Source organism: Candidatus Cloacimonas sp. (assembly GCA_035403355.1).
In the GTDB taxonomy this organism is placed as follows: domain Bacteria; phylum Cloacimonadota; class Cloacimonadia; order Cloacimonadales; family Cloacimonadaceae; genus Cloacimonas.
The window spans coordinates 51,621-74,255 of record DAONFA010000004.1 but is presented as its reverse complement, the minus strand read 5'-3'; the positions used below and the strand labels follow the sequence as shown (position 1 = coordinate 74,255).

General features: G+C 38.4%; 15 protein-coding genes. 5 read left to right on the top strand and 10 right to left on the bottom strand.

Translation table 11 applies throughout. The annotated features are described in order from the left end of the window. Positions 1-3: 3 nt before the first annotated feature. A complete protein-coding gene (locus PLE33_02360; protein HPS60088.1) occupies positions 4-1,461 on the bottom strand; it encodes an NADP-dependent malic enzyme in 1,458 nt (485 codons plus the stop codon). Between the two features lie 573 nt (positions 1,462-2,034). On the opposite strand from PLE33_02360, the gene PLE33_02355 reads away from it, so the two are divergent. The 3 genes from PLE33_02355 (at position 2,035) to PLE33_02345 (ending at position 6,311) form a co-directional block, all read left to right on the top strand. Then, complete coding sequence (locus PLE33_02355; GenBank protein ID HPS60087.1) at positions 2,035-3,105, top strand: Fic family protein; 1,071 nt, start codon at positions 2,035-2,037, stop codon at positions 3,103-3,105. Positions 3,106-3,414: 309 nt separating this feature from the next. Beyond that, the gene (locus tag PLE33_02350; GenBank protein HPS60086.1) at positions 3,415-3,585 is read left to right on the top strand and encodes a 4Fe-4S binding protein; all 171 of its coding nucleotides are present in this window, start codon (positions 3,415-3,417) and stop codon (positions 3,583-3,585) included. A gap of 155 nt (positions 3,586-3,740) precedes the next feature. Then, positions 3,741-6,311, top strand: a complete 2,571-nt coding sequence (locus PLE33_02345; GenBank protein HPS60085.1) for a T9SS type A sorting domain-containing protein — start codon at positions 3,741-3,743, stop codon at positions 6,309-6,311. A gap of 517 nt (positions 6,312-6,828) precedes the next feature. Here PLE33_02345 and PLE33_02340 read toward each other — a convergent pair. Together PLE33_02340 and PLE33_02335 are read right to left on the bottom strand one after the other, a co-directional pair. Beyond that, the gene (locus PLE33_02340; GenBank protein ID HPS60084.1) at positions 6,829-9,639 is read right to left on the bottom strand and encodes an insulinase family protein; all 2,811 of its coding nucleotides are present in this window, start codon (positions 9,637-9,639) and stop codon (positions 6,829-6,831) included. 51 nt (positions 9,640-9,690) lie between these two features. Next, on the bottom strand, positions 9,691-10,305 hold the full coding sequence (locus PLE33_02335; protein ID HPS60083.1) for a hypothetical protein: 615 nt from the start codon (positions 10,303-10,305) through the stop codon (positions 9,691-9,693). Positions 10,306-11,151: 846 nt separating this feature from the next. Here PLE33_02335 and PLE33_02330 point away from each other — a divergent pair. Together PLE33_02330 and PLE33_02325 are read left to right on the top strand one after the other, a co-directional pair. Continuing rightward, the gene (locus PLE33_02330) at positions 11,152-12,204 is read left to right on the top strand and encodes a DNA methyltransferase (protein ID HPS60082.1); all 1,053 of its coding nucleotides are present in this window, start codon (positions 11,152-11,154) and stop codon (positions 12,202-12,204) included. A gap of 12 nt (positions 12,205-12,216) precedes the next feature. Continuing rightward, positions 12,217-12,387 (top strand): hypothetical protein, encoded by a 171-nt coding sequence (locus PLE33_02325; GenBank protein ID HPS60081.1) that lies wholly within the window; start codon positions 12,217-12,219, stop codon positions 12,385-12,387. A gap of 333 nt (positions 12,388-12,720) precedes the next feature. Here PLE33_02325 and PLE33_02320 read toward each other — a convergent pair whose 3' ends face one another. The 7 genes from PLE33_02320 to PLE33_02290 form a co-directional block, all read right to left on the bottom strand. Continuing rightward, entirely contained in the window at positions 12,721-13,089 is a 369-nt protein-coding gene (locus PLE33_02320) for a hypothetical protein (protein ID HPS60080.1), read from the bottom strand. After that, positions 13,079-13,654, bottom strand: a complete 576-nt coding sequence (locus PLE33_02315) for a hypothetical protein (protein ID HPS60079.1) — start codon at positions 13,652-13,654, stop codon at positions 13,079-13,081. Before PLE33_02315 ends, PLE33_02320 begins: the two co-directional genes overlap by 11 nt. Before the next feature lie 1,766 nt (positions 13,655-15,420). Next, positions 15,421-16,092: a hypothetical protein gene (locus tag PLE33_02310; protein HPS60078.1), complete on the bottom strand. Its 672-nt coding sequence runs from the start codon at positions 16,090-16,092 to the stop codon at positions 15,421-15,423. 184 nt (positions 16,093-16,276) lie between these two features. Next, positions 16,277-17,788 carry a DNA methyltransferase gene (locus PLE33_02305; protein HPS60077.1) on the bottom strand — a complete coding sequence of 504 codons (1,512 nt, stop codon included), beginning with the start codon at positions 17,786-17,788 and terminating at the stop codon, positions 16,277-16,279. Between the two features lie 680 nt (positions 17,789-18,468). Beyond that, entirely contained in the window at positions 18,469-18,918 is a 450-nt protein-coding gene (tnpA, locus tag PLE33_02300) for an IS200/IS605 family transposase (GenBank protein HPS60076.1), read from the bottom strand. 580 nt (positions 18,919-19,498) lie between these two features. After that, entirely contained in the window at positions 19,499-21,649 is a 2,151-nt protein-coding gene (locus PLE33_02295) for a TonB-dependent receptor (protein HPS60075.1), read from the bottom strand. 11 nt (positions 21,650-21,660) lie between these two features. Further along, positions 21,661-22,428, bottom strand: a complete 768-nt coding sequence (locus PLE33_02290; GenBank protein HPS60074.1) for an ABC transporter ATP-binding protein — start codon at positions 22,426-22,428, stop codon at positions 21,661-21,663. Positions 22,429-22,635: the final 207 nt, after the last annotated feature.

Here is a 22,635-nt window from a genome sequence, read left to right as displayed (position 1 = left end):
AGCTTAGTTTTGGAACCTGGCAATTGTTTGCTGTAATGCCTCTGCCAGCAGATTGGGCGGAGGGGATGCAATATAGCCGTTTGCCATCATTTCCAAACAAAGCGCCCGAGTATTGGATATTTCCATCCGCACTTTGTTATAAACCTCATTCCAGCTAAGCCGGAGGGTGGCAACATTTTCTTTTTCTGCCTGTAAAGCTACATCGGCAGCTTCACAGGCAAAAACATCTTCTTCATCCATTTGGGGAATAATATTTTGGGGAGTTATCCCTCTTTTAACAGCAAAATCGGCTAAGGAATTGGCTGCCGCAATAGCCATACTATCGGTAATTTTGCTTGCCTGAACCGTTAGCACCCCTTTCAGGATTCCGGGAAAACCAAGGGAATTGTTTATTTGATTGGGAAAATCGCCTCTTCCGGTAGCAACGATGAAGGCACCTGCGTTTACGGCATCGTAAGGATAAATTTCGGGAACGGGATTGGCACAGGCGAAAACAATGGAACGCTTTGCCATTTTACTTATCCATTCCGGTTTGATTGTTCCCGGACCCGGAGTGGAGAGAGCAATTAAAACATCAGCATCCTTTAAGGCATTTTCAATTCCCTGAACGCAGTTAGGATTGCTTATTTGCGCCAAAGACCACTGCTTGAATTTGTCAGGATTGCTTTGCAGGTCTGTGCGGCAAGGATGTAAAGACCCTTTGCTGTCAAAAACGATTAACCGCTCCGGATTTAATCCGCTCTGTAAAAGAAAATTGGCAATAGTAGAATTGGAAGCACCAGCTCCAAAGAGCACGCATTTTATTTTATCCAGCTCTTTTTCAGCCAGTTTCAAGGCATTCAGCAAGCCCGCTAAAGTTACGCAGGCAGTTCCTTGAGCGTCATCATGCCAAACGGGAATAGAACAGCTCTGCCTTAGTTCATCCAAAACAGTGTAACAATTGGGTTGGGAAATATCTTCCAGGTTAACGGCTCCGACTGAGGGCTGCAACATTTTTACGAAGTCAATTATTTTATGGGCTTGGGGCTTACCCTCCTGGTTGCGACTATCTATACACAAAGCAATAGCGTCACAGGCAGATAAGTATTTCATTAACATTGCTTTACCTTCCATCACTCCCAATCCGCCTGCAATTCCACAATCTCCATCTCCCAAAACCCTGGTGGAATCGCTTACAACGGCAACAAGGTTACTGCGATTAGTTAAAGAATAGGATTTTAACATCTCATCACGAATGGCAGTTGAGACAGCAGAAACCCCGGGAGTGTACCAAACATTAAACCAATTAAAACCCCAAATTCCTGCTTTGGGAAGGGTTTGCATTTTGCCCTGATAAAAAGTATGCATACTAAGCGCAAGCTGTTTTAAGAAAAAGGTCTGAGCAGCGGATTTTTTCTCCGGGGAAAATAGAGCGGAAAAGACCTCTGCCATATTGGAAAGGTCAGTTAATAATTCTTTCATTATTCATCCTTTGTGCCGGCGAAGTAAAGTAATTGCTTTTACCGTGCAGGTTTTTGTCAAGCAAGGAATAACAGGCAAAGAGCTAACTTGCTGCAAATTTCATAGTTGCAGTAGTTAATAGGCATTTATAGCACAATGCTTGTGGAATTCTACAGATATTTATACAATGCCCCCATTGTCAGTGGTAATCTCATTTCTATCTAAAATTAACTATTTCTATGCGGTTATCTGCGTAGAGAAGCAAAATTTAACGATTGACAAATTGAAAGGGTTCTGTGAAGTATGAAATCAGTTCCAAAAAGGTATAAAATTGAATCTATGCAGAAATGCATAATTCCATTCCCAGAAAGCTAAGTAGGAGTGACTATGAATCCTCTGCAGGACAGGTGGCTGTCCATCAAAGAGATATGTGTTTACCTCTGGGGGTAAGCAGGGCGTCCAGTTATATGTCCAGGAAAACTCACTTTTTTGGACTTATGGCTTATTATGTGTATAGAAAATGCCAGTTTGTTGGACATATAACGGATTGCATTGAGCAAAATTTTCTGTTCATTTCCACTATAGGAGACAACAATGAACTTTATGCTGAGTAAACTACCACCCGTTGTTGATTTAGAGACAAAGAGGATACTGCGTAAAGCCGCTTCTGCTCATAGATATCTGGCTGAACTGAAGGGGGTTTCTGCAACTATACCCAATCAAGCAATCCTTATTAATACTCTTGCTCTTCAGGAAGCTAAAGACAGTTCCGCAATTGAAAATATAATCACCACTTATGACGATTTGTATAGAGAGGATATCTTTCCAGAGCACACTTTAAGTGCAGCAGCGAAAGAAGTAAGCCGTTATGTAACCGCCCTAAAGAAAGGTCACTCCTTAGTTAAAGAAAATGGATTGCTCACATCTAATCACATAATTGAAATTCAAGCAGAACTGGAATCTCATCGTTCCGGATTCCGAAAACTACCCGGTACGGAGCTTAGGAACGAGCAGACCGGTGAGATTGTATATACTCCTCCTCAAAATCCTCAAGAGATTATTGACCTGATGTCTAACCTGGAAAAGTATCTCAATGAAGACAGCACAATTGATATTGACCCCTTGATAAAAATGGCTGTAATTCACTATCAGTTTGAGAGTATTCATCCTTTCTACGATGGCAACGGCCGCACAGGCAGAATAATCAATGTTCTTTATCCGGTGCTCAAAGACCTATCGGATATACCAATTTTATATCTAAGCCGTTATATTGTTAAAAACAAAGGAGCTTATTATAACCTGCTGCAAAAGGTTCGGGAAGAATCTGCCTGGGAAGAATGGATACTATTTATGCTAACCGCTGTGGAAGAGACATCCCAACAGACAATCCTGATGGTGAAAGCCATCAGCAAAGCACTGCAGGATTATAAACACTTTATCAGGGCTCATCATAAATTCTACTCTCAGGACTTGATCAACAATCTGTTCTTTCATCCCTATACCAAGATTGAGTTTATGATGAGGGACTTGGGAGTTAGCCGTCATACTGCTACCAAGTATCTGGATGCTCTTTGCGAAGATAAATTACTAAAGAAGCAGAAAATAATCCGTTCTAACTATTACATAAACACTGCTCTATACGGCATTTTAACCAGGGAGATGTAAATGATTTATCCGCTCAATATTACTTCACCCCTAACGGCTTTCTACATTGGCACATTAACAAGCATCCGTAGAAGGCAGTAGAAATTATAGCCAGAAAGCAATATGGGGCTGAATTGGATACTTTGCTCTGGGCATTACGCATCCAGTGGACAATGCGAAAGCATTGCTTTCTGGAGAAGCATTCAGTTTTGGGTTAAGAGAGAATTTGCCTCCCTGTATTTCTCCAACTGCAAAATGTAGCACTCGATATTTTGCTTGACGGATAGAGAGCAGATAAAATAGTAGAAAAAAACATTCAGGAGACACAAAATGGCTGTCAAAGTAGATAAAGAAACCTGCATCGGATGCGGTGCCTGCGTTGATGTTTGTCCGGTTACTGCTTTAAAAATGGTAAATGATAAAGCAGAGTGTGACGGTTCTCTTTGCATTGATTGCGGTGCTTGCATTGCAACCTGTCCGGTTCAGGCAATTTCCGAATAACTAACTGTAACGGATAGTTATAGTTTCTTAAAGTGGCAAAGCGATAGTATTTATATCCGCTTTGCCACGATGTTTTATTTTCTTAAAGTAATTTTTCTGGTGCGGTTTTCCGAAAGGGAATTCGCCAGTTCCAAACCTGCAGGGAGGTGATTATTATGAAACGCATAGCTTTTATTCTTATTATTACAACCCTAATTTCCTTAAGCTTTGCCATTCAAGTGAGTGGAAACCAAAGTGGAATTTGGTCTCCTGTAAACAATCCTTACGAAGTAATTGGAGCAATAACTGTTCCTGCATCCGATTCTTTAATTATTCAGGCAGGGGTAGAAATTCACCTTTTGGGCTCCTATCAAATTACCGTGGAGGGAATATTAAATGCCTATGGAACAGAGGTAGATAGTATCCGAATTTTAAATATGCAGGCAAATCCGACTACTCTCTGGCCTGGTTTGCGTTTTGAGGATTTACAGCATACCAGTCATTTGAATTATGTTTATCTTGAGTATGCCACTTATGGAGTGCGCACTATCAATTCCCCTATCGCTATCTCTCACTGTCATATAAACTTATGTGAAAAAGGAATGGAGTTTTATGGCATCGGGTCGGCAGTTCCTTTGCCTAATGTAGTGGAGTATTGTTTAATTGAAAACTGCACCCAAAATGCGATTCTTGTCACTTCCAATAGCAATGCCTATATCAGATACAATGAAATCCGTTATAATGGAACGGGAGCTCAATTTCGGGCAGCTATTCAAATGGGCAATCAATCAGGCGTAAATCAGTGCAATCCCAATATCTTATATAATCATATTCATCACAACTACAAGCAGGGAATTTCGGCTTGGGATATTGCTTCTTCGGGTTCTATCAATCCGCAAATTTTGCATAATATCATTGAGTATAACTACACCGGAATCTATCTTTTGCAGGCATCAGGTTATGTAGCTGATAATCAAATTAACTACAATTTTATTCCTGGAGATATGAATTCCGGAGCAGGAGTAATGGTTTCGGGAGTAACTTCCGTGCCCTATTTTGAACGCAATCATATTGAGGGTAATTATACCGGTTTTTACATTACTAATAATGGCAAACCTGTTTTGGGAGATCTAACTTTAAATCATATTTGGGCTCAGGGCGAAAATACCATTATCAACAATATTGATGTTAACAATCACAATAATTCCGTTTATTGCGATGCTTATCCTAATGCCAATTTTATTATTATGGCAGAAAATAACAATTGGGGGTTTGCTACGGAAGCAGAAATTGCCCAAACCATCAATGACCACAATGATAATGCAGCTTTGCCGACTGTGGATTTTGAACCTTTTATTATTCCTCTGCAAAATACAACTATCACAGGCAGTTATATTTATACTGGAACAGCACAAATTGCTTCAGCACGCTTGGAACTGATCACTTTTGTTGATAGGTATATCTATGTTACAATTCCTCTTTCGCAACTTTCTTATTCCTTTGAAACGGATATCAATACCGTTTTTTATGCCCAGGTTGTTCTAACCGAAGCAGGGACAGGAAAAGAACTCTATGGTTGTGCCGGTGGTTATCTTAATCCTACTGTTTTTTCACCTCATTCTGGATATATAGTAAATATCGGTATAATTGAAGTTACAGATAGTCCTCTGGCTCGTTATGAATATGTAGGGGAGCCAATGCAGGAGAATAGTGTAACAGAATATCCTATATTAACAGGCAAGGGTTTATATGGCTATGATAAATTGGACTGGGTTTATGCTGAAGGTGATTATCTATATCTGAGAAGAAACTTTTGGCGAACTCCCACAGGGGAAGTGGTTACAGAACTGCCTTGGGGAATTGTTTATAGAAAATATCTGCATATCAATGCTGGGGACAGCTGGCAAGAGACCGAAGTGGGCTATCCGGGAAATATTATTGTAACTACCGAAGTGCAAGTTAATAATTGTGTTACGGAATATGGTGCACCTCCTTATTTACTTTTTACCCGGAAGGACTTCGCAGGAAATGTTGTTGATAAACGGATGAAAGGGCTGGAAGAAACGCTTTTTCACTACCAAAATCATTATACCATAGCCACGGACAACATAATTCATATACCGGATAATAATGACCCTCTAACAGAAGGTAATGTTACTTTCTTTATACCTGAGCCGCTAAATGAAATTCCTTCTTTTCTTGCCTTTAACCCCGATATTGATATTCATATTCATATTCAACTATTTTGGCAGGCACCGGCACAGGGAAATTACAGCTGGACTCACTATCGGATATATGAAAACGGGGTCTTTTTAGATGAAATGCCTTTTTCCCATAGCGATTATATCGTTACTAACTTTAATCCTCAAATTACTACATACTTTTATGTAACTGCTACAGATGGAATAAATGAATCGGAACCAAGTAACTATGTTACCGTAATTTATGTAGGGAATGAAGACCCTATTCAGAAACCTGTAAGCGTAGCTGTATATCCTAATCCGGTTAGTTTTATATCGGGCTCGGTTCTAAAAGTGGAAGTTAAAAATGCGGAAAATAGCTCTTCTATAGTGGAAGTTTATAACCTGAAAGGGCAATTGGTTTTAAGAAAAAAGCTGCAGGAAGAAAAGACATTTCTCTGGAACGGGATAGATAACAAAGGTAAACGCAGTTCTTCAGGCATCTATTTCCTGAAGATTAAGGTTAAAGGAGAAAAACCCGTTACGCGCAAAATTGTTGTTCTATAGGTAATTCTTCATTCTTTTTTGGATAAAAAAAAGATAGCGGCTTTTATAGTGTTGCCCTAAAGAGAGACATCGGAGGGTTGACCTCCTGGTCAACCACTTTTTTTAAGCAGGGACGATGAGGACATCGTCCCTCCGGAAAGAAGAGCTTTTGGCGGAGAGCGGAGAGCGGAGGGCAGAGAGATATTTTTTCCCGCATTTTTCGAGGGGCTTACGCCTCCATCGCTATTATAGTGTCGCCCTAAGGGGCTATAAGGTATCTCCATTCTCCATTCAATCTCTTTTCCTCTTTTCCTCTTTCTCTCTTTGTTTAAAAAATCTCTTTTTCTCTTTTTCTCTTTCTCTCTTTGTAAAAAATCTTTCGGTGTATTCGGTTTTTTCGGTAGCTAAAAATAACCATCTCGCTATCTCTCTCTTTCCATCTCGCCATCTCGCCATCTCGCCATCTCTCTCAATCCCTTCACCGTTCACCGTTCACCCTTCACCCAATTCGGTTTTTTCGGTGGCTTAAATCCTTCTGTTAGCGATTCTCTTTTTCCGGAAACATATACACCGAAAGCAGGGATTTATCAAAAACGAAATACTGTTTAGCGGTTTTGGTTATAGCTTTCTTATCCAGTTTGTCATACAGCACAGGATAATCCAGAAAACAGTCAATCGGTAAGCCGTAAGAAATATTCTCACTCATATTATTCACCCAGTATCTATTGGACTTGATGTTTTCTTCATACCTTTTATGCAGAGTGGTTTTAGTGGATTCTATATATTTATCCGCAAAAAGTCCGTTTTTCAAGCTATCCAAAGTGGCAAAGATAGCGGCGTTCAATTCCTTGGCTCTTTCAGGATCACAACCCATCAAAGTTAAAGTGAAAACACCAGGTTTAGGCAGAAAGTCATAAAAACTCTGAATTTCAACAACATAAGCACCGCTCATATTTTCGCGGACATTTTCCCGCAGTTTTTCGTAAGCAATCATTTGCAGAGCGGATTGTTGCACATTGTTTTGCGGGGAAAACGATGCCTTATTGTTTGTTACATTAGATACAAAACTGCGTTCAGTGCCTTTATGGAAACTGATTTCCTTTTTCCCGTTAAAAGCTCTAACGCCGGCATCGGTCATTTTTTCCTTTCTTCCCTTTGCAGGTAAATTGGCTAAATATGTTTGGCAATAATCCTTTAATTGGTCTTCAGCAAAATTGCCGACAACATAAAAAGTGAAATCGGTATAATCGCCAAAGCGGTCTTGGAAAATATCTTTTAACTGTTTCAGAGTAACGCTATCCAGGTCTTCCGGATGCAAATTTCTTTTCAGAGGATGATTATTGAACATCAGCACATTTAAAGTATCAAAGAAGGCGTTGGATGGTTCCAGCAAATAGTTTTGAACCCGAGCCCTGGTTGAGGCAACAGCTGCAGAAAATGCTTCTTCATTATATCTGGGAGCATAATTATATTGATAGAGCATTTGGAACATCAATTCCAAATCTTGCGGAGAACAAGAACCTCTCCAACCCTCTGAATAAGAGTAAATTGTTGGATAAACATACACAATTTTGCCTGCTAATGCCTTTTGCAAAGCAGGAGCATCAAAATTACCAAAACCCGATACACTGAAATATTGGGATAATAAGTCGGCAGATTTATAATTTTCCGGTTTCAGTTTTGCCTTTCCCCCGGGACTTTGTGCTATTAGAATAACCTCATCTGCCTTAAAATCCGTTTTTTTGCTGTAAACAGTTATTCCATTGGAAAGAACCCATTGTTTGATTCCGGACTTGGGAAAGACCTTTTCTTTAGTTATTTTTCCCGGAATGGGAATTGTTTCCAAAAGCGGTTCATTCACGGTTATATCTTCCCAGGGTTCCAGTTCCTGAGCAATTGACTGCTGATAAATATTCAGCAAGTCCTCGCGCGAGGGATATTTTGCTCCTGGTTTATCCGTTCCAGCTAAACTTAAAGTAAGATTTTCAGAGGTAATAACATCATCAACAATGTCGTTCACTTCGCTTAAGGCAATTTCATAGATCAGCCCTTTCAGCATTTGTTCATAGGTTTCAGCGCTGAGAATTGTATCTTCAGACATTACGGCATCCAAAAGCTCCCAAATTACATCTTCGGAATCCATTGTCGGTTTATCGGCAAGCATTTTTTCTGCCTGCCTGATCATTATTTGCCTGGCTCTTTCCAATTCGGCAGATTGATAACCATACTGTTTAATACGAGCCAATTCTGTTATTAAAGTTCTGAAGGCATCTTCGCTGCGACCTTCATTGGCAAACATAATACATTCCGTAGCATTAAAGCCCCGCATCCAGTTGGTATTATATATAGAGGCATAAGAAAAAGAGGGATCGGGCTGTTGACTAAGCTCCTGCAACCTTGCATTTGCCATCGTGAAAAATAAATCCTGCTTCATATCATTATACAGAGAACCCAAATCAGTTAGAGGAGCGTTTTTAACCTTCCAGGTACTTCTTAACATCGTGTAGGGCTGTTCTTTATCCAAAACTGTAACCGCTCTCGGTTCAATATTATCGGGAACAGGATAACTTAAGCGGGGACGCGGATTTTCTCTTTTAGGGATAACACCGAAGTATTCTTTAACCAAGTTCTCCATTTTTTGGGGGTCACAATCGCCTACAATGAAGACAGTTTCCAAATCGGGACGATACCAATCCTGATAATAACGAATTAAGCTCTCCGGTTTGAAGGTCTTAAGATTCTCAATTGTGCCGATAGGATTACGCTCAACATAACGCGAACCGGCAAAACGCACTTGATCTATTTGATCCTCAATTCTTTGCTGTGCACTTTGTCCCAACCTCCATTCTTCCATTACAATACCTCTTTCGCGTTCAATTTCAGAGGGGTCAAAACTTACCTGCCAGGCGATATCAGACAAAATGGAAATTCCCTTTTTCATTTTAGTTTCATCGTCTGTAGGCAAACTAAAGCCATAAAGGGTAAAATCATAACTGGTTCCGCCATTTAAGCCATTATGAAAGCCCATTCCAATGGAAGTGAGATAATCTACCATTTCGGTTCGGGGGAAGTTTTTAGTGCCGTTGAAAGCCATGTGTTCTACAAAATGAGCCAGACCGCGTTGGTCATCATCTTCCACAATGCTGCCGGCATCAATTAAAAGCTGAAGCTCAAGTCGTTTTTCAGGTTTGGCATTTTGCTTGATGTAATATTTCAAGCCATTATCCAAAGTGCCGGATATTACTTCCGGGTCTTGTTGCAAAGGATAACTTGCGTATTCCGGAGGAAGTATTGCCCCTAAATTTAGAATACAGCAGATAAGGATTAAGCCCAGATAGATCCTCTTCATTATTAACTCCTTGTCCTTTTATTTTTTGCCCCGCAAGTTTGCCCGCTTGCTTTATTCTCCATTAAAAGTAACTAAATACTGCTCATCTTTGCCTAAAATTTCTTCACTATCTACAAAAGTGTAATGGGATTCATCCTGCAAGTATAATTCCACCTGATAGTAATAATTCGTTCCATAGTCCACTCGTAAAAATCTGCTTTCGCCAGGTAAAATATTATACAAAACGCCTACCTGATAATAAGTTAAAGGACTATGCTGCCAAATTTCCGCTTGGGTGATTATCTTATCGGAGTTGTTTACAACCTTCACGCAAGCACGATTGGGATTTAGGTAAATGCTGTATGTTTTACCAGCTTTCACTTCAATCCAGGTAGAATCTATGTAAATATTCTGCACCTGATCATATATACTGTATGTTTCCCCTACTAACCATAGTTTCAGCTTCTTTTTCACTTCGCCGGTAAAAATATTTTGGGTGTCCGTGTCTATATTATAGGAAACGGATTCCCCTGCAGGAATTGTCTTCTGATCCATATTATCCACTCTAAGATAGGCAGGATAGGAACATTGGTTAAAAACCTGCAGCTTCCCTCCGGATTCACAAGCGGAAAGCAAAAACAGGATAATTGCTAAACCCGGGATTATGTAATATCTATTTTTCATCATTTTTCTCTCTTCGTATAAGTTCTCTCTTTTATCAAACACTACACAAGAAATTGGCGCTACAGCGAGCGCCGGTACAAAACTCTTCTTATAAGTTCTCTCTTATAACAAACACTACACTAAAAATTGGCGCTACAGCGAGCGCCGGTACAAAACTCTTCTTACAAGTTCTCTCTTTTAACAAACACTACACAAGAAATTGGCGCTACAGCGAGCGCCGGTACAAAACTCTTCTTATAAGTTCTCTCTTTTATCAAACACTACACAAGAAATTGGCGCTACAGCGAGCGACGGTACAAAACTCTTCTTACAAGTTCTCTCTTTTATCAAACACCACCCGTGTCAAGTAAATTGTTGGTTGGTTTTGGTAAAATAATTCGGAGAATTCCGATTCTGCAACTACCGCTGTAGCATAAAGTATATTTTTTAAGACCTTAGGTCTGGTGGAAAAGAAAAAGTCCCCTCCCCAGTTTGGTTTCCGGCATTTCTTTGGGTATAATAGCTAAAATAATTATGAGAAGAGGAATCCGAGTTTGGAAGTGAATTTCGTTGACAGTATTTAACGCTTGGTTTTTATAGGATAGAAGTAATATAGTGAGAAGGGATTTTTTTTAAGAAAGTAGAATATCTGGTTGCCTAATTACACTTTGGTAGAGCCCCAAAACGGTTTTAGTGTTTGTTAATAAAGGGAGAGAAGGAGATTTGTTGTCCTTTGTCTAAAAAATGGATGCTTTAAAATTTAGGCAACTCTACAAGGAATATATAATGCGTATTCACAGGAGGGAAGAATTGCATAATTTGTTCTGTAACTACCACAAAATTCATAAGGATAAACTTGGTTAACGAAAAATGGAACTAACGGACTATAAAAATAGAACTTATCTATCAGCCATAGAAGCAGCAAAATTTTTAGGGATAACCGTAGAGATGCTGCATAATATTGTCAATAAACATCTTATAAAAGCACAAATTGCTACAAGCGGACAAATGCGCTTTGATCTGAAAGAGTTAAAGGACTACAGTTCAAATTTTATACCTAAAACTAAAAGTAAAAGTTCGGATATAGAAAAAGTGAATGTTATTGAGATCAATGGCTCAATTCAAAGAATTTATATAGAGAACTCTATGCGTATGGAAGAGCAAGAGGATAATAGCATCCATCTAATGATTACTTCACCACCTTATTTTGATACCAAAATGTATTCAGGAGAACCGGTTTCTGATGATCTTGGTAATATTCATAACATAGATGAATGGTTTGAGGAAATAGGAAAGGTCTGGAAAGAAGTTTTCAGGGTCTTACAACCAGGTAGAAAAGCATTTATCAATATTATGAACCTTCCTGTTCGGTTAGATAAAGGGAAGTTTAGAACCTTAAATTTAGTAGGAAGAACCATAGATTTATGTGAGAAAATAGGATTTATATTCAAAAGAGATATTATCTGGCAAAAAACCAATGCCGTCCGAGCACATTTTGGTACTTATCCTTATCCGGGTGGAATTTTAATTAACAATATGCACGAATTCATTCTGGAGTTTGATAAACCGGAAAAGAAGGGCTTTAATAAATATGGACATCTCACTAAAGAGCAAAAAGAACAGTCCAAATTGGACAAGGACTTTTGGCTGTCAATTAAGAAAAGTGATGTTTGGGTTATGAAACCACAGGGAAGTGGAGATAACAGAAATCATATAGCACCTTTTCCTTATGAACTTCCATTCCGTTTAATTAAAGCGTTTAGTTATATTGGAGAAACAATTCTTGATCCTTTTGCCGGATCAGGAGTAACTCTTTCTGCTGCTGCTGATTTAAAACGTAATGGTATTGGCTATGAAATATATCCTGAGATTGCCTACGAGGCAATTAAAACTCTCACTTATCATCAAACAGAAATTTGGTGAGGAATACAAGTTATGAATTTAGACGGAAAGACCATTTACGCTCAATCCAGCGATATAAAAGCCCGCACTTATCTTGAATATCGTAAGGATATGAAGAAAAAAGCAATTGCGGAATTAGAAATTCTGGAATGGCTGGAAGATAAAGTAAAAGAATTATATCCATTCCATAATGAAAAGACATAAAAGAAAAATCATAAAGAAAATAAGGTTTTGAAAGTTGAAAAAGTTTAGAGGGTTGAGATCAAAAAATGGCTGAAAAACCCTTAGCTCTCAGCCCTTTGCCAAAAGCCCCTAAGGGCGACACAATAATAGCGATGGGTGCGTAAGCCCCTCGGAAAAATCACAATGCAGACGGCGGAAGGTTTTGACTTACAATTTTCACCTGCCTTCAATCTCTCTACACCCCACCATCTTTTTCACTTCCAACCGCTCTGCAACTGGTTTCCAAACTGAAAAATTGTGAGTTAAAACCTAAAAAAATCGGTTTATGTTTTATACCGTAAACAAAGAAAAGGGCTATCTTTTTTTTATTACCTTTATTATTAAACTAACAGAATATATCAATAAAGCAATTACAGAGAAGTAGAATAATACAGATAAGCTGCAATTTATATCTGGATGTTTTAAACTAAATTTATAGTTCAAAAAAACATCAATAACAACACTGGAATAAACAGTTATAACTACTATTTCAAAGACAATGCTGAATAAAATTCTAAAGAAAATAGACATTTTGCTTGAATGCCAATTTTTTCTTTCAATTTTTTGATCTGTTGGAGGTATTTTTTTGTTTTCAAATATTAAATATTCTTGTTGTATTTCCTCCAGGAAGAATACTAATATAACCAATATTAGTGATACTAATGCAATATTATTACTTCCCATTTTGAGGTCCATATAGTTCTTTTAGTTTATTATAAGTATCCTCACTGCATTCAATTTCCCCAGCAGATCCGAATACTTTATTTACTTTTTTTAAACTAGGGGCTTCAGTGCTTAGCTTTTGATTCATTCTTGCCAGAATTTCTGGGGAAGTACAAACCATAATCTTTTTTTTATCACGGTATTTTGCAGATTTTAACATCTTGTAAATATATTGATTCAAACTCTTTTCTAAACCTTTACTGTATTTAGAGAGAACATTCTTTAATAAAGTATTTGCTGCTGTATCTGTTATATGAAACATATAAGATATCTCTTGAACCGTTGGTAATTCTTCTTCAAAATAACGACGGATAATCAAGAAAAGACGAAGTTGTTTGATTTCGTCTGCTTTTGAGAACAGCGTGTTACCGGTTAGCATTAAAATATATTCTTCAATTGCAGCTTTGGCTAACTTGGTAAGTGAATCTTTAAGGATGTCATTTTCAATGCCCAAGGATTCTAACAAATCGTCTATATCGCATTTGGGCATAATATCCTCAAACCTAATATCAATAGTTAAATCCATATTATACTCCTCTTTATCTTATTATGTGCTAATAAAACTTTGCTTTTAAGCAAAGCCAATAATTCACTACTGTTATTAAGTAATCTTGAAACACCATATTAATCATCCTTTAGGATTAGTTTTCTCTGCTATGTCCTAAAAAGTGGTGTCCATTCCAACTCATTGTTTTTCAGCTTATTTGAGGAAATCTAATATCCCTCGTTTCTCACAATCTATGTTAAGAAAATATATAATTACATTATTTCCAGATTATCAATCCAAGTCAAGTTTTTTTCTATAAGCTTGGGTGATAAAAGAAAAAAACATCTTCCTAAAGTATTCATTCCAATATGACAACTATAAGTGATAATTACAATTGGAAGGATTCAAGTAACAACTTATGTGGATGGCAATCAAAAATGGTTTCTTATGAACGACGAGGACGTCGTTCTTCCGAATACAAAAGCCCTTTAGGTAAACATCGGAGTGTTGACGTCCTCGTCAACCACCTTTCACGCTTTATTTCATTACCAACAAGCAAGCGGTAACGCAAAAAAACCTGGTTTCTTTTGAACGACGAGGACGTCGTTCTTCCGAATACAAAAGCCCTTTAGTGTGCGGAGTGTTGACCTCCTGGCCAACCACCTCTTGCGCTTTATTTCATTACCAACAAGCAAGCGGTAACGAAAAAAACCTGGTTTCTTATGAACGACGAGGACGTCGTTCTTCCGAATAAAAAAGCCCTTTAGTGTGCGGAGTGTTGACGTCCTCGTCAACCATTTTTCGCACTTTTTCCGCAATGGTGACCTCCTGGTCAACCACTTTTCCCGCTTTTTTCCCGCAATGGTTACCTCCTCGTCAACCACCTCTAACGCTTTATTTCATTACCAACAAGCAAGCGGTAACGCAAAAAAACCTGGTTTCTTTTGAACAACAAGGATAAACTTTTCGCTCTCAGCCCTTTGCCAAAAGCCCTTTAGGGCGACACAAAAATAGCGATGGGTGCGTAAGCCCCTCGGAAAAGTCACAATGCAGACGGCGGGAGATTTTGACTTACAATTTTCACCTGCCTTCAATCTCTCTACACCCCACCCTCTTTTTCACTTCCAACCGCTCTATAGCTGGTTTCCAAACCGAAAAATTGTGAGTTAAAACAAAAAGCACACACCCTTCCAACCGCACTACAACTGGTTTCCAAACCGATAAATTGTGAGTTAAAACAGAAAATAACATCCTCATATAGCTGTTTCCTATATTCCTTATCCAAAGCCATCAATCTACCGTTTAACATACCTTAATCAAGCGTTAATAATTAACGCTTGATTAAGGTTAGATAAACACTTGATTTATGCTCTCAGCTTAGGGCAAAAAGTGATCCTTAAAACTGACTGGTATTGTGAAAAACATCCAACAACCTGTTTGTGATCCCAAAGTGGTTGTCCAAGTGCTTTGTCCATTTTGATCTATCGTCGGCACTTTCCAAAAGTAAACTGCATTACCCATCACCAAATCTACTGATGGTCTGAACTGAGTACTTGAAACACTTTCGTACACAACCGTGTTTGCATCAGAAAAAAATTCCGTCAGTACTGATGTGTACATTGTATGTTACATCTGTAGCGATAGTTGACTGATGCCACATAAATGTTGGTCATATGTCAACATTCTGACTTGAATGTAATGGTGAAATCAAGTAGAAAGCTGACGGTGTGAATAACAGAAGTGCACAAACAAAAATGAAAGCTAATGTGTAAATAATTTATTACATTGGTTCCTCCATTAAAAGTTTATGTTGATTTATGATTGCCTACTCTTTCACTGAAATCATTATCTATGGCTTCGAGAATTGAGTCTGTTAAGATGTTGAGAATTTTAGCCGTATTTTTAGGATACGATTTGTTGGCAGAGGGTGTTAGTTTACCGTGTACAAAAACATGCCTCACGGCTGCTATTATGGCGATTGGCTGAAAATCATTTCCTTCCAGATAATACCCTATCTCTTTTTCTGCAGCAGTATCATCGCCTGGCTTATGTTTATATAGTTTGTCCTTTACAAACTCAAGGAATCTTTTACTATTGGGTAGATTTTTTATTGCTGTTGCCAAATTCTTTTGCCCATCCGGATATAGCGGATTCGGTTTGTTTAATATTTGTTCTGTTGAATTCGCTCCAGTCAATAACTTCATGTATTGTTCTAAGACAGAATATGTCAGGAATGCCTTAAAAAGGGCAGTGTATGCCTCAGCAACCGGCTTGGAATATGAATCATACTCTATATTCTTAATCTCCTTTACCAATCTGTATCTGGCATTAATTCGGTTGATATCTCCTAGCTCAATATTTTTCTTATGAAAATCTAAGTTATCAATAATACTTCGTATCTCCGATGCGTTATCACCTGCCAATTTTACTGCTTTACAAAAAACAGCCCACGACTGTAAATTATTTTTGCTTCGCATACTTTACCTCCAGTATACTCTTTATTTGTTGAGACACAATTGTTGTTGCTAATTCCAACTTATTGTTTCTCTGTTTAGTTGAGGGCATCTAATATCCCTCGTTTCTCACAATCTATGTTAAGAAAATATATAATTACTTTATTTACACCTTGTCAATTCGCGTCAAGTTTTATTTAAAAAAGGGCTACCTTGCTTCAATCCGTTGCGTTCTCACTCTAACCGGATAGGAATTTGACCACCCTGGAATACTTGATAAGTTATTGATTACAGATTCTCTATTTGCAGTTGGACCTTTAATATAGATCAGCACAAAATCCTGTTTTAACGCTCCTCTTCTATTATCCTGAACTATAGAAGAAGCCGAATAATTCATTGGAAAACATCCAATAAAACTAATACCATTATGCTTAGAAGCGTTTATAAGAAATTCCCAGTATTTTATGTCAGTTGAGTTAAAAATCAGAGCCAGGATACCATCAGGTTTTAATACTCTAAATAATTGGGTTGTTACTTCTTCCATAATTTCATTATAGTGCTTTAGATTTTTTCCTCTTTCTTTAGCATTAGATACAACGATTTCGTTAGAATATTGGGGCTCAGCTTTTAATATAGCATTCCAGACAGAGCTAAGTTCTAAATAAGGAATCCTATCTCCATGGGGTGGATCAGTAATGACTAAATCTATAGAATTATCCCTAATTCTCTTAATTTCACTTCTCGTATCTCCTAAAATTAATAAAAGGTTTGAACTGGAATCAAAAATATCTTCCAAACTTTTGGAGATGTCTATATATGGGTTTTTATCAATATATTTCAGGGATTTAAGAAATTTGTTTGCTTTATTCACAAAACAATTCCAAACATTAATCTCAAAATGGATAGTGGGACGCCAATATCCTATTGCCCAACTACCTACCTCAATTTTGTCACTGCTCAAACCTGATTTTTTCCCCCTATTAGCTATGGCAAATACCATTTTTGACATTTGCCCGGAGGAGGATGTGAGAACTAACAATAATGCTCTTCGGATATCAGGTTCAAACATATTTATTTGATCAATTAAAGTATCAATACAGAACAATGCTCTTGTAGTAAACAGATCGTATATTGTCATCGTCTTGTCTGTATTAATTCGGCTATTTTGAAAGAATTGTGGATTGCCGATATTCTTAGTTTTATACTCGCTAAATTTTTCTAATAACGCTATATCATTCTTATCCGGGCTTAACTCTATTCTTTGATTTTTATGCCCTTTTATCCATACAGATTGTATTGCATTACCACTATATAGATAGTGTGTAGCTATTGAGTTATTATGAGTTTGATAACAAGAGTTTATTTGGTCTTTGGCCTTCTTCTCTATTTCGGAAACTGCATCCTTTATTCTTTCATATGAAGGCAAATTTGCCATAAGTGTTGTTAGTTCTATAGATATCGGATTAATATCAATACCTATGAATTTACGATTCCTTTTTAATGCCTCTAAAGCTATCAAACCTGACCCTACAAAGGGATCGAGTATAATATCATTTGGTTTTGTAAATTTCTCTATGATAAAATTCAGACATTCAATAGGTTTTTTACCCCAATACTTGTGGAAAGCAGCAATCCCTTTATATCCTTCCGGGTTAGATAACATTCTTACATTTTCCATCTCCGGATCAATTTGGAAGTCAATTTCAATCTGATTTTTCATTGAGTTAAGGTTACCTCCCTAATGAATTAATAATTCAATATAACAATTCGCTTTTTTGAGACCTAAAAGTTGGTTTCCCTTCCAACTTATTGTTTCTCTGTTTTAGTTGAGGGCATCTAATATCCCTCGTTTCTCGTAATCCTTGTAGGAGCAAACAATAATTTGCATTATTTCCAGCTTGTTAATCCAGGTCAAGTTCTTTTTCTAAAAAACTTGCATCCCTCCAGAATTATTTTAGCTGCTTTCTCAAATGATAGCCCACTCAAATAAATTAGGGGAGGGTATATATCGCTTCGTTTATTGGCAGTTATATATAAAATGGTGTCCGATGGTTAGATGCTTAAAGCTCTCCTCATATACATTTCATATTGAAAAGACATAAAAAAGAAAATAAGTTTTAGAAAGTTTAGAGGGTTAGGATACATTAAAGCCCCTTAGGGCGGCATCGCAATGGTGACCTCCTGGTAAACCTCTTCTTATACTTGAACGACGAGGACATCGTTCTTCCGAATAAAAAAGCCCCTTAGGGCGACACTATAATAGCGATGGTGACGTAAGCCCCTCGTAAAATGAAAGCTACAATATTTTTTTATCATTTTTTCCGCATCCTGAAAGCCCCTTAGGGCGACACAATAATAGCGATGGTGGCGTAAGCCCCTCGGGAAAATAATGATATTCAATTAAACTAATCGTTTTTTCTTCAATTTATCCGGGTTCCAATGTTTTTTCAGAAAAGCATTAAATTCATCTTCCGCTGTGACATTATGATGATGATTATTCTGATGTTCAATATAATCTTTCACCTCATCCAAATTTGATTTACTGACGGAAAAGGCAGCATAACCATCCTGCCAATTAAAATCCAATTTGGTCTTTTCCCTGAACCATTTACTGGAATTTGCTTTTAACTTTGCCATAAATTCAACCATACTTAGTTCTTTAGGAGCCAGGCAAAGAATATGGATATGGTCTTCAATTCCACCAATAGCAAGAGGTATGCCCTTTAAATTGATAATTAAACCATAGATATAGGCATGCATTTCTTCAGCAAGTGGTTTTTTCAGCCAGGTCTTTCGATTTTTGGTAGAGAATACGATATGAACAGCCAAATGACAATAAGATGCAGGCATTATTTCTCCTTGATATTATTTTTTTATAACTACGAGGGGCTTACGCCGCCGTCGCTATCATTGTGTCGCCCTAAGGGGCTTTAGGGAACCGGGAAAGTGAAAAAAATACTCTGTGTTTACTTTTCCCGAGGGGCTTACGCCGCCGTCGCTATCATTGTGTCGCCCTAAGGGGCTTTAGGGAACCGGGAAAGTGAAAAAAATACTCTTTGTTTACTTTTTCCGAGGGGCTTACGCCGCCGTCGCTATTTTTGTGTCGCCCTAAGGGGCTTTTTTGTTCAGGAAGAACGACGTCCTCGTCGTTCAAGCACAAGAAGGGGTTGACCAGGAGGTCAACCATCCGATTTTGCCCGTAGGGGCTTTAGGGAACCGGGAAAGTGAAAAAAACACTTGGAGCTTACTTTTCCCGAGGGGCTTACGCACCCATCGCTATTTTTGTGTCGCCCTAAGGGGCTTTTGTCCACGAAGAACGATGTCCTCGTCGTTCATAAGAAACATCAACCTTCTCAACCTTATTTTCCTTTTATGTCTTTTCATTATGAAATGAATATCAGATGCTATAAAGCTGTTGCTGGTAAAAAAGTTATCTATTCAGTTGCAAAGTGGCATAAAAAGTTCTGCCGGGTTCAGGGACATAAGAATGAACCATATAGTTTTCATTGAATAGGTTTTTGATAGTGAGTGCCGGGGTGATTTGCCAGTTACATTGTTGCCAAAGAAAGCTTATTCCACAATCCACCAAAGCATAAGCCGAAATAGGGTCTATCAAATTATCAGGAGTAATCCATTGTTTTCCGGTGTAGCTGTATTTTGTCCAAAAGTGAAAGCTTCCCGGTTGATAATCAACTGCTAAAGCATAGAGAGCTTCAGGACGATACATCAGTTTGGGTGCTTCTGCAAAACTGTAGCAGGTAGTATCCTTCGCTTTCGTGAAGACAGCGGAAGCGGTAAGTTCCAATTGTTTAAACGGTTGGCAATTACCTTCCAATTCCAGGTTCTGAACTACTGCTTTTCCAATATTCATTGGTTTCCAGACGGGACCATACATTTGCACCTGCCGCCATTGAATCAGGTTTTTAATTTTGTTTTGATGGAAGGTAGCTTTTAGGGTTGCCTGGGGTATATTGCCTTTCAGCCAAAGCTGATAGCCCGTTGCTTTTTCACTTTTGAGGTTGGGGTTACCCAAGGTTTGGGAATCCCCTTTCCAGTAAAGATCAAAGGGAGAAGGAAGAGCAAAAGAATTACCAATTGTAGCCCCCGTTTCCAGATATTTCGTTCCCCAATTGCGAACGGAAAATTCCAGCCGTCCGCTAAATTCATCTTCATCCTCTATGTAATCATAACGACCAGCCAAACCGTTACCAAAAATCAGCCAGGCAAATTCCTTTTGCTGATTAAGCTTTAAACTGAAAGCTAACTGGTTTCTAACATAATCTATCTTTCCCTGGGTAGGGTAAATTAAATCCCTGTAGCGATAGCGATTATTTGAATATTCCCCGTTTAATGATGCCTGCAAAGAATTTTTATGATAGTTGAGAGATTGTTTTATGCCATAGTTATCATTTTTTTGACTGTATTTTTGGGAGAAGCCCTCAATTAATGATTGCGTATTATCATAAGTTGTCTCATCGCGGATTAGCCAATTGTTACTTTGCCAGGTAAAATTGCCGAAATTAGCGGAAAACCGAATTTGGGGACGCATAGAGGTGCCCTCTAAAAATGCCTGGTAATATAAATCGGCAAAATTAAGCGGACCGGGAAGTTCACGGTGAAAGATTAAATAATCGGCAGAAATGCTCATCAGCAATTTAGCCAGGGTAGTTGAATAAGCACCGGAAAAAGAAAGCTGTTGTTTACTGTTATTTTTACGGATGGTTTCACTATCTTCAGGAATCAAGTTTCCTTTTTGAACGGGAAAATCGTTATCTGCATTATAGGCATTCAGGCAGAGGCGATAGGAATTTTCAGGATTAAAACCGCTAACCGTAATTTGTTGCATTAAATAGCCATAAGAGCCGAATTCCGTTTTGCTTTCCAGATTTGTTTTTATGGCAGCACCCTGTTTGGTAGTAATCATTATGATGCCACCAATGGCAGAAGCACCTCCATAAACACTGGCGTTATTTTTCACAATTTCAATGCTTTCTATGTTATCTACATTCAGGCGGGAAAAATCAAAGGGCTCGCCTAAAGTATTCATTGCGATGCCATCAAGCAAAACTAAAGTGTGGCGACTGATATTTCCCAGAATGTTTAATTGAGCCGTTTCACCCTTCAGCAGAGTGCCGGAACTTTGAAAAGAGGCAGTTTGTGAGATTAATTCCGAAGCGCTGCTGTAATGTTTATCGGGGTCAATTTGTAAAGTAACCAGGTCGGCAGCGGCAATATTTTCTTCGCTTAAGTGCACAAAAACATGGTAAGTAGATAACTGAATCGGTTCATTTTGCAGAATTATGTGAATTCCTGAAGTTGTTTTGGGTAAAGATCTTACTTCCTGCAAGGACAGTGTTCGCTTTTTATAGCCCAGACGGTTTACCTGTAAAGAGTCGGTAACTTCAAGGGTAAAACTGCCGTTCTGTTTACTCAGGGTTGTTTTTTTCCCGCTAACCAAGCGAACCGTTTCCAGGGGCTTATTTTCTTCATCCGTAACAATACCGGTTACCTTTATTCCGTTTAGCATTGCCAAAAAAGCAAACAGGAAAACGAAAACGGTAAAAAAACGGCTGAACTGCATAAGACAAGACCTCAGGGATAAATTATATTAGGGCGTCGGGTATGCGGATTTTGCATAATATCCAGTTCTATGGCAAACAACTCTTTCAGGGTCTCTTTTTGCATCAAAAGTTCCGGTGTTCCGGAAGCCAGAACTTTACCCTCTTTCAAAAAAATTAACCTTTCGGCATAGTTGGCTGCCAGGTTTAAGTTATGCGAAACTATCAAAACCGTTTTAGTTTCTTTGCTGTGAATGGCTTTTAGCAGTTTCATTATTTCTATCTGATAATTGATATCCAATTGGGACAAACTTTCGTCCAGCAAAATGAACGGTGTCTGCTGAACTAAAGCTCTGGCAATTAATACCCTCTGTTTTTCACCTCCACTTATTTCGGAAAGCCAGCGGTGCTTCAGCTCCAGCAGTTTCAGCTCTTCCAAAACGGAATCAACTACCTCAAAATCCTCTGAACTATAGGACTGCAGCAACCCCAGATAAGGATAACGACCCATTAAAACCGTTTCCTGAACTGTATGGTCAAATTCAGACCTGGTTTCTTGAGGTACAAAAGCCAGCTGTTTTGCCAACCAGGAGTGTTTTACACTTGCTATTTCCTTGCCGAATATGGAGATAAAACCTTTAGACGGTTTTAAATAACCCATAATGGTATAAAGTAAAGTAGATTTCCCGGCTCCGTTGGGGCCTAATAGAGCACAAAATTCTCCGCTTTCAATTTGCAGGGAAATATCTTGCAAAACAGGAAAATCCTGATATCCGCAGGTTACATTCTTTAAGACAATCATCGTGCTAATAATCCGTTTAATACTATTCTTCTTTGAACAGGATTTTTATTTGAAGCCAAATTGTCAACTTAACTTTCACCGTTTTTAGACGGATGGTTGACCTCCCGGTCAACTAACAAACCCGGAAAGTTGACTTCCTGGTCAACTAACAACCCCGTAATGTTGACCTCCCGGTCAACCATATTAAACGACAAGATGTCGTTTTTC

Coding starts and splice junctions, on each gene's coding strand:
- PLE33_02360 (HPS60088.1), bottom strand. CDS start 1,461: ATGAAAGAATTATTAACTGACCTTTCCAATATGGCAGAGGTCTTTTCC.
- PLE33_02340 (HPS60084.1), bottom strand. CDS start 9,639: ATGAAGAGGATCTATCTGGGCTTAATCCTTATCTGCTGTATTCTAAAT.
- PLE33_02325 (HPS60081.1), top strand. CDS start 12,217: ATGAATTTAGACGGAAAGACCATTTACGCTCAATCCAGCGATATAAAA.
- PLE33_02330 (HPS60082.1), top strand. CDS start 11,152: ATGGAACTAACGGACTATAAAAATAGAACTTATCTATCAGCCATAGAA.
- PLE33_02315 (HPS60079.1), bottom strand. CDS start 13,654: ATGGATTTAACTATTGATATTAGGTTTGAGGATATTATGCCCAAATGC.
- PLE33_02355 (HPS60087.1), top strand. CDS start 2,035: ATGAACTTTATGCTGAGTAAACTACCACCCGTTGTTGATTTAGAGACA.
- PLE33_02290 (HPS60074.1), bottom strand. CDS start 22,428: ATGATTGTCTTAAAGAATGTAACCTGCGGATATCAGGATTTTCCTGTT.
- PLE33_02345 (HPS60085.1), top strand. CDS start 3,741: ATGAAACGCATAGCTTTTATTCTTATTATTACAACCCTAATTTCCTTA.
- PLE33_02350 (HPS60086.1), top strand. CDS start 3,415: ATGGCTGTCAAAGTAGATAAAGAAACCTGCATCGGATGCGGTGCCTGC.
- PLE33_02310 (HPS60078.1), bottom strand. CDS start 16,092: ATGCGAAGCAAAAATAATTTACAGTCGTGGGCTGTTTTTTGTAAAGCA.
- PLE33_02305 (HPS60077.1), bottom strand. CDS start 17,788: ATGAAAAATCAGATTGAAATTGACTTCCAAATTGATCCGGAGATGGAA.
- tnpA (HPS60076.1), bottom strand. CDS start 18,918: ATGCCTGCATCTTATTGTCATTTGGCTGTTCATATCGTATTCTCTACC.
- PLE33_02320 (HPS60080.1), bottom strand. CDS start 13,089: ATGGGAAGTAATAATATTGCATTAGTATCACTAATATTGGTTATATTA.
- PLE33_02295 (HPS60075.1), bottom strand. CDS start 21,649: ATGCAGTTCAGCCGTTTTTTTACCGTTTTCGTTTTCCTGTTTGCTTTT.
- PLE33_02335 (HPS60083.1), bottom strand. CDS start 10,305: ATGATGAAAAATAGATATTACATAATCCCGGGTTTAGCAATTATCCTG.